A 7,796-nucleotide genomic window follows, 5' to 3' on the forward strand; every position below is an offset into this window, starting at 1 on the left:
CAATCAGATTTTTTAGTCACCTGATTTTTTTACTTAAAACGCTTGTAAATCAGCATCAGCAGCGTTAAACAGCGCCTTAGCAGTTTCAGTATTTATACTAAAGTTATATATACAGCGATCGCTTGTGCATCTCCCTGTTTAGCAAGTTCTAAAAAATTTGGCTGTGTCATAACGAATAAATCCGAAAGCTGAGATAATATCTTCTATCTCAGGGTTCTCCATTCATAGGCAAAAGCAACATTTTTAGAAATTTGACAGCCCGATATTTCAAATTTAGTTGTATTTATTATAGTTTTTGCAAAAATTACGATTTTAGCTTCTTTTTTTGCACCTATGCGTAAATCAAATTAAATCCTAACGTTCCTTTGTAATCACCGAGCTACCATTACTAATACTTACTTTTTGAATAAAAACCTCAGAACAAGATGATAAAATATCCGTGCTGATTTGATTAGCAATAAATTCAAAATCTTGGTTTGTTAATCCCTGTGCAGTATCGCCACTTAAGTTAATACAAATAGTTAAAGTTTGAGAATTAGTCAAAGAGTGTTCATCATCTACTGTTTCTAGTTCAGCTTCTGCTATGCCTAAATTAAACTCTTTACTCCAAGCTGGAAACTCTTGACCAGTTTGTTGCCCGTAAACTTTCACTATTTCAATAGATGCAGCCCCTAAAGCGGTTAAACCTTTACGGATAAATGCAACTAAAATATGCTGATTTAGGACTTGGGCAGATTCTAGTATTACCTCCAAGCAAGTATCTTGGAAGGCAACTTGTGCATTGATCCCTTTAGGGTGTAGGTGGCGGTTCATCAGAGATGCGATCGCCTGCGTGTCTCCCTGTTTTGCAAGTTCCAGAATATTTGGCTGTGTCATAACCAGTAAAAGAGAAAATCTAGGAAAATCAATTTATATTCTCAGAGTTCCCTCTTGACAGCCTTAAGTAACATTATGATGTAAGATATCAGCAAACCTGGGCTAAAATGTCTAGGATAAAGATAGTTATTCACAGACTTTTACAAAAAATATATTTTTCCTGTATCAACATCCAAAACTCTTGTTGTGCTAGCAAATTAACAGGATTAATATTAATCAGTTTAATTCCAATTTTAAATATGAAGTTTTATCGAGATCATGCTTGGCCCTCGACGCTGGAAGAAGCCATAGTTATCCAAGAAAAGCTGCGCGATCAAGTAATTACTGAGGATCAACTGCAAGAACCTATCCAGTACGTTGCTGGAGTGGATATGGGTTTTGAAGCTGATGGAACCATTAGCCGTGCAGCTGTCGCAGTACTGAGTTTTCCTGATTTGCAACTAATCGAGACAAGCCTAGCACACCGTCCTACAACCTTTCCTTATGTTCCTGGGTTCCTCTCATTTCGGGAAATTCCAGCTGTTCTCGATGCCCTGGAGAAGATTAAAACAACACCAGATATCATCCTGTGTGATGGTCAAGGAATTGCCCACCCCCGCAGATTAGGTATAGCTAGCCACTTAGGGTTACTTATAGATATGCCGACAATTGGTGTAGCCAAGTCTAGGTTAGTAGGTAAGTATGAGGAATTACCAGAAACCAAAGGCAGCAGCCAACCACTTATATATAACGGTGAAACGGTTGGGGCAGTTTTGCGATCGCGCACAGGAGTAAAACCTCTCTACATCTCCAGTGGTCATCGAATTAGTTTATCAACAGCGATTGACTATGTATTACGCTGCACGCCCAAATATCGACTGCCAGAAACTACACGCATCGCTGATAAATTAGCATCGGCTAAATAAATCTTGTTGAAGTTTTTTCTAAATACTTGCTTGCACCGACTCAATCGTGTTAGGAATCGCACAGAAAGAAGTTGAAGTAGCTAAATACGATTTACAAAGTTAGAACAATGAACGCACTAACTTTACAGTGGCATGATGCAGGCCAAGATAAAACTCAGAACATTTACGAACAACAGCCAAGTATAAATCTTGGCACTGTCCGCATTGGTCGCGATCCACTCCGCTGCGATATTGTTTTGAGTCACCCCACTGTCTCTGGTTTACACGTTGAAATATTTTTTCATCACCAGCAACAGCGCTTTTATATTAGGAATTTGCGCTCGCAAAATCCCCCCCTTGTCGATGGGCGGCAATTAATCCAAGGTGAAATGCCTTTAACTCAGGGCACTAGTTTCACTTTGGGACAAATAAAACTCAAAGTTACTAGCATTTCCACGGGTAGCATTCCAGCAACAATTTTGCTACCACCCAATCCAGCAATAAATCTCGAACATCACCACCATCCACCAACACCCCCCGCACCACCGCTAGGAGTTTATGGCTTAGAATGCCCCAAATGTCATAAAGTTTCCCCAGGAGAAAATCTACAAATTGGCTGTCATTGGTGTGGGACATCTTTGGCTGCGGCGGTGAGTGTGTTGGTAGGAGGAAATTAGCAGACGCGATTAACCCTTGTCTGTACAAGAGTTAGAGTAGAGACGCGATTTATCGGTCTGTAGAAAAAAATTGTTTCCATGCCCAATCACAAATGACTAATGAACAAATCCAATTAAGTTGGGACGATCCAGCGACGGGTGAACGGCGAGAACCAAGGTTGAGTATGCCGATCGCTTTTGGTCGAGAATTTGCTCGCTTACCTGCTGAACTCAGGGGAGTACGGGTTTCTCGGATGCTGCTTAACAGTAATGAAGTTTCTCGCTACCATGCCCTAATTGACTGGGTACAAGACCATTTAGTAGTGATTGACCAAGGTAGCGTTAACGGTGTCTATGTCAATGGTCAACCACAAACACGCAGTGTTTTGGTTAATGGTGATACGTTGCAAATTGGGCCCTATGTGATAACAGTGACATTTGCTGCTAACGTACCTGCACCAGATACCACACCTCCTTCAACGATTCACTTCAACGCAAAGACCAATCTCCTAGACCCCAGGTTGCCTGTAGTCCAGCCGCTAACGCCCTTGGCAAGTAATTTCCCACCATTAGCGTTTCAGGCACAAAAGGTCGCTGTGCAAGCACTTCATGCTACAAGACTGCCAGTAGATGAATCTGATTATCTAGCGATCGGGGCGGGACTGGGTAGCTTTGTTTGGGCTGATTTGCTGCGAATTAGTGGTGTACGTGCTGACAAAATTGTGGCTTTGGGATTAGAGGCGGAACCTTATGCTCGTTACAAGCGCCTTTGTTTGAATTCGCAAATTCCTTTATATGAAAGACTGCGTTCTAATTCTGACTCTTGTCCCGATAATATTTGGGGCTGGCCTAGTTATGCCTTGCGAGAAGCTTGGCACGATTTCACCAAGGCAGAGATAAACTCAGCATTCAAGTATTTATGGCAAGTGTTCGCTGAACCTACATTTGCAGAAACTTATACTCCTCGTGCGGGTAATGTCTTTGATTCCATAGATAGGGAGGCGAAGCGCATTGGTTGGAATCAAATTTACCGCTATGGGCGAGTTAGGGGAATTCGCAAAACTGATGATGGCAGGTATTGCATAGCCTACTCTCGCGCCCCAGGAAATTATGCTTTTTTAGTTAGTCGTTATTTACATTTAGCTACTGGGTATCCAGCAATTCAGTTTCTCCCAGATTTGCAAGCTTATAGAGAAAAATATCAAGATTTTAAATCTGTAGTCAATGCTTACGAAGCTCACGATCATGTTTATGAGCAACTAGAGCGACAGGGTGGTACGGTATTGATTCGGGGGCGGGGAATTGTGGCTTCGCGGATTGTACAGCGCATTTATGAAGCTAGAAAAAGAAATCGAAATATTGCAGTTTTGCATTTAATGCGATCGCCTAAACCTCAAGGCAACAAATTTCAAAATACCCAGCGCCTAGTCAAAAATCATTACGAATTTCAACCCTTTAACTGGCCAAAAGCCTGTTGGGGCGGTGAACTCCGGGCAATGTTAGAAAAATCCACTGCCGATGAACGCAAACGTTTACTAGCAGACTGGGGTGGAACTACCACCGCCGACCGCCAAGACTGGCAGCAAATTACTGCCCAAGGGTTAAGCGAAGGCTGGTATCAAATTACCTTCGGAGAGGTTCTGGATGTAGAACGAGATGCCCAAAACCGGATTATTACCCGTATCCGAGAAAAAAGCTTTGGGGAAACGAAATTGCTAGCTGACTTTATTGTTGATGCTACTGGACTGGACGCCAAGATAGATGCCAATCCCCTAATAGCAGATTTGGTGAAACATTACAACCTCCCAGTGAATCATTTGGGGCGATTGACTGTAGCAAACAATTTTGAATTAGTAGAAATGCGTGGTGATAGAGGTCAAATGTATGCTGCTGGGGCTATTACTTTAGGTGGGCCTTATGCAGCAGTTGATAGTTTTTTGGGCTTGCAATACGCCGCATTAGTCGCTGTTGATGGACTCGCCGCCGCCCGTGCGCCTGGAGTTCAAAGGTTAAATGTTGTAAGTTCCTTTGGGCAGTGGTTGAAATGGGTGTTAAATCAGTCGCCTTAGTATAAGGAGGCAGGGGGCAGGAGGAATAAAGTATTTATCTAGCTGTTTTGAGTAACAAATCCCAACGTCGAGGATAAAAGGTGCAACTTCGAGGATAAAAGGTGCAACTTCGAGGATAAAAGGTGCAACTTCGAGGATAAAAGGCTCAACGTTGGAGTTCAGAGGCTCAATGTTGGAGTTCAGAGGCTCAATGTTGGAGTTCAGAGGTTCAACATTCAGCCTCAAAGGTTCAACGTTGGAGTTCAGAGGCTCAACGTTGAGGTTCAAAGGCTCAACGTTGAAGTTCAGAGGTTCAACATTCAGCCTCAAAGGTTCAACGTTGGAGTTCAGAGGCTCAACATTGAGGTTCAAAGGCTCAAAAGCTCAAGTGACGGGCGATACCATCACTAAGCTTTCCTGCGGAACGCTGCGCGAACGCTAACACAGAATTCTTGCTCTCTGATATGGTGAGTAGTTAGCCAAGATTTTAGTGAAATCAATAGCCCGCCTGCGATTCAAATTGCAGGCTAACAGCAGAAGTCAGTTAAAACTGACTCAAATTACTAAATTTAGTTTGTTTGAACGGACTTAGGCTATTAGCCTCGGAATTGATTCCGAGGCGGGATAGCAACGAAGCAAAGAATTTGGCTTTGCCAGTGTCCCTACTTAGTTTTTTCCCTTGTTGGGCGCACCATCACAGGCACTAAACTTTTAACTAAACCCGTAATCGCCACAATCACAGAAGCAATTCCCCCAATCGACAATGAAGTTAAAATTGCCGCCGCAAGAATAATTTCAGTAGGGCTGTATCCGTCTCGCATCCAGGTAGATGGATTCTCTACCGATGTTGGTGAGGCGGGGATTAATTGCGAAGTTTGGGTGATTTGATTGGAGTTGACTGGAGTTGTTAAAGCAGTTTTCATGGCTGAATCTCTTCTAAATGTTTCTATGCAAATCGTATTTCTGCCAGAAGAAGAGGAGATTCCCTAGAAATGGAGACAAAGTAGAAAGAAAGTAGAAATTAAGTAGAATCAAGAAGAAATCTCACAAGCTGTCTATGCAATGGGCTGATTTTTTAGCCAATGAAGCTGCTACTCATGGCTTATCCCCAGAGCAAACGGCAGCTTTTGTAAAGCGGTTGAAGACTGAAAACTCAGGGAAGAGTGAGGTAAAACTTGCCAGCGAATTAAACATTGGTGCGGCTGCTTTCAAAAAGCGGATGGCTGAGGTGTATGACAAGTTTGCCAAGAGTTATCCTGAATTAGCGACTTCTAACAGTCGCGGTAAGCTGGAAAAATTACGGGCTTGCCTCACAGGCAAATATAATGGCGGGCAAGATGCCCAACCAACAATTAAAGAAATTTATCAAAATATTCCCCCTGCTGTCCCATTTGAAAAATTTGTGGGACGCGAGGCAGAACTACAAAAACTGCACTCCTCATTACAAATATCTCGGCAAGTTGCCATTGTAGCTGTGGCGGGTATGGGTGGAGTAGGCAAAACTGAACTCGCTATCCAATACGCGAAACAGGACTTGCAGAATTATCAAGGTGGGGTTTGCTGGTTATCAGCACAGGGTATTGATGTCGGAATTCAGATTCTCAGATTTTTTGAATTAAAATTTGACAGAATTGCACCGGACGATTGGGAATTAGCAGATAGGCTGAGATACTGCTGGCAGAATTGGCAACAAGGTGAAGTGCTGCTAGTGTTTGATGATGTCACCGACTACAAAAAACAGGTTCAGCCTTATTTACCCCCGGAATCACCCCGGTTTAAAGTATTGCTGACAACGCGCCAAGAATTTGATAGAACTTTGCCGCAATTACCTTTGGGTGTTCTCAAACCATTAGCGGCAATGAAATTATTAAAATCGCTGGTTGATAGAGAACGACTGAAAAGCGAACCTTGGGTTGTGAGAGAAATTTGTAAATTCTTGGGATATTTACCTTTGGCGTTAGAGTTAGTGGGGCGATATCTGGATACAATGCCAGATTTGTTTTTGGAAAAACTGCGGAAGCGGTTAGAGAAAAAGCGACTGGAACACGAAGCAATCGCCAAGGCTAATTCATTGATGCAGTATGAATATGGTGTTGCTGAAGCTTTTGCATTAAGTTGGGAACAGTTGGATGAGAATGCACAACGCTTAAGCTGTTGGCTGAGTTTGTTTGCTTTGGCTGACATTCCCTTATTTGTTGAAGCGATAGAAGATGACGATAAACAAGAACTCTGCGAGAAAGCTATAGCCCAGTTGTGGAAACTGCATTTAATACAATGGCAAAGTAAAGGAATTTATCGTCTACATCCACTGATTCGGCAATTTTTCCAAATGAAGTTGGATGAGTCAAGTGAGGCGGATAAGGTGAAAACAAACTTTGTAGCGCAGATGGTAGAGGTAGCAAAGCAAATTCCTCAACAGCCTAACCGTAAACATATTCTCAATTTCACTTCACATATCCCGCACATTGCAGAAGTTGCAACCTGCTTATCCCAATATCTCAGCAATGAGGATTTAATTCAGCCTTTTACTAGATTAGGCTGGTTCTACCAAGGTCAAGGGCTTTATCAGCAAGCAGAACCTTGGTTGCAGCAGTGTGAAAAAGTCACTAAAAATCGTCTTGGTTTAGAACATCTCGATGTCACGGCTAGCCTGAACAATCTGGCAACACTCTACCGTTCTACAGGACGCTACAACGAAGCTGAACCTCTGATGCAGCAAGTTTTGGAACTGAGAAAACGCCTGCTGGGAGAAAACCATCCCCGTGTCGCCACTAGCCTGAACAATCTGGCAGAACTCTACTGTTCTACAGGACGCTATAGAAAAGCTGAACCCCTAATGCAGCAAGCTTTGGAACTGAGAAAACGCCTACTGGGAGAAAACCATCCCCGTGTCGCCACTAGCCTGAATAATCTGGCAGAACTTTACCGTTCTACAGGACGCTACAACGAAGCTGAACCACTGTTTCAGCAAGCTTTAGAATTGACAAAACGCTTACAAGGAGACAACCATCCTGATGTTGCCACTAGCCTAAACAATCTGGCAGCACTGTACCGTTCTACAGAACGCTACAGTGAAGCCGAACCCTTATATCAGGAAGCTTTAGAACTGACAAAACACCTACTGGGGGACAATCATCCTGATATCGCCATTAGCCTGAACAATTTGGCAGAACTCTACTGTTCTATAGGACGCTACAACGAAGCTGAACCTTTGTTTCAACAAGCTTTGGAACTGAGAAAACACCTACTGGGGGACAATCATCCTGATATCGCCATTAGCCTGAACAATTTGGCAGAACTCTACTGTTCTATAGGACGCTACAACGAAGCTG

General features: G+C 43.0%; 7 protein-coding genes. 4 read left to right on the forward strand and 3 right to left on the reverse strand.

Annotated features, from left to right (window positions below; translation table 11 throughout):
• Positions 1 to 354 precede the first annotated feature (354 nt).
• A complete protein-coding gene (locus V7L20_RS11615; RefSeq protein WP_334744225.1) occupies positions 355 to 876 on the reverse strand; it encodes a hypothetical protein in 522 nt (173 codons plus the stop codon).
• A gap of 239 nt (positions 877 to 1,115) precedes the next feature.
• On the opposite strand from V7L20_RS11615, the gene nfi reads away from it, so the two are divergent.
• The 3 genes from nfi to V7L20_RS11630 all read left to right on the forward strand — a co-directional run bounded on the left by nfi (position 1,116) and on the right by V7L20_RS11630 (position 4,485).
• Positions 1,116 to 1,781 (forward strand): deoxyribonuclease V, encoded by a 666-nt coding sequence (gene nfi, locus V7L20_RS11620; RefSeq protein WP_334744226.1) that lies wholly within the window; start codon positions 1,116 to 1,118, stop codon positions 1,779 to 1,781.
• Positions 1,782 to 1,888: 107 nt separating this feature from the next.
• Positions 1,889 to 2,437, forward strand: coding sequence for an FHA domain-containing protein (locus tag V7L20_RS11625; protein WP_334744227.1), 549 nt, complete (start codon positions 1,889 to 1,891; stop codon positions 2,435 to 2,437).
• Between the two features lie 92 nt (positions 2,438 to 2,529).
• Positions 2,530 to 4,485 carry an FHA domain-containing protein gene (locus V7L20_RS11630; protein ID WP_334744228.1) on the forward strand — a complete coding sequence of 652 codons (1,956 nt, stop codon included), beginning with the start codon at positions 2,530 to 2,532 and terminating at the stop codon, positions 4,483 to 4,485.
• On the opposite strand, the gene V7L20_RS11635 is transcribed toward V7L20_RS11630, so the two are convergent.
• Both V7L20_RS11635 and V7L20_RS11640 read right to left on the reverse strand, forming a co-directional pair.
• Positions 4,468 to 4,836, reverse strand: a complete 369-nt coding sequence (locus tag V7L20_RS11635; RefSeq protein ID WP_334744229.1) for a hypothetical protein — start codon at positions 4,834 to 4,836, stop codon at positions 4,468 to 4,470. The two genes, V7L20_RS11630 and V7L20_RS11635, sit on opposite strands and share 18 nt — an antisense overlap.
• A 290-nt stretch (positions 4,837 to 5,126) precedes the next feature.
• The gene (locus V7L20_RS11640) at positions 5,127 to 5,387 is read right to left on the reverse strand and encodes a hypothetical protein (RefSeq protein WP_334744230.1); all 261 of its coding nucleotides are present in this window, start codon (positions 5,385 to 5,387) and stop codon (positions 5,127 to 5,129) included.
• Between the two features lie 134 nt (positions 5,388 to 5,521).
• On the opposite strand from V7L20_RS11640, the gene V7L20_RS11645 reads away from it, so the two are divergent.
• On the forward strand, positions 5,522 to 7,796 hold a 2,275-nt coding region (locus V7L20_RS11645), incomplete at its 3' end, for a tetratricopeptide repeat protein (protein ID WP_334744231.1).

Source organism: Nostoc sp. (assembly GCF_036916735.1).
In the GTDB taxonomy this organism is placed as follows: Bacteria; Cyanobacteriota; Cyanobacteriia; order Cyanobacteriales; family Nostocaceae; genus Nostoc.

Excerpts from the sequence above, each read along its gene's own strand:
- V7L20_RS11625 (WP_334744227.1), top strand. The coding sequence starts at position 1,889 with ATGAACGCACTAACTTTACAGTGGCATGATGCAGGCCAAGATAAAACT.
- V7L20_RS11615 (WP_334744225.1), bottom strand. The coding sequence starts at position 876 with ATGACACAGCCAAATATTCTGGAACTTGCAAAACAGGGAGACACGCAG.
- nfi (WP_334744226.1), top strand. The coding sequence starts at position 1,116 with ATGAAGTTTTATCGAGATCATGCTTGGCCCTCGACGCTGGAAGAAGCC.
- V7L20_RS11630 (WP_334744228.1), top strand. The coding sequence starts at position 2,530 with ATGACTAATGAACAAATCCAATTAAGTTGGGACGATCCAGCGACGGGT.
- V7L20_RS11640 (WP_334744230.1), bottom strand. The coding sequence starts at position 5,387 with ATGAAAACTGCTTTAACAACTCCAGTCAACTCCAATCAAATCACCCAA.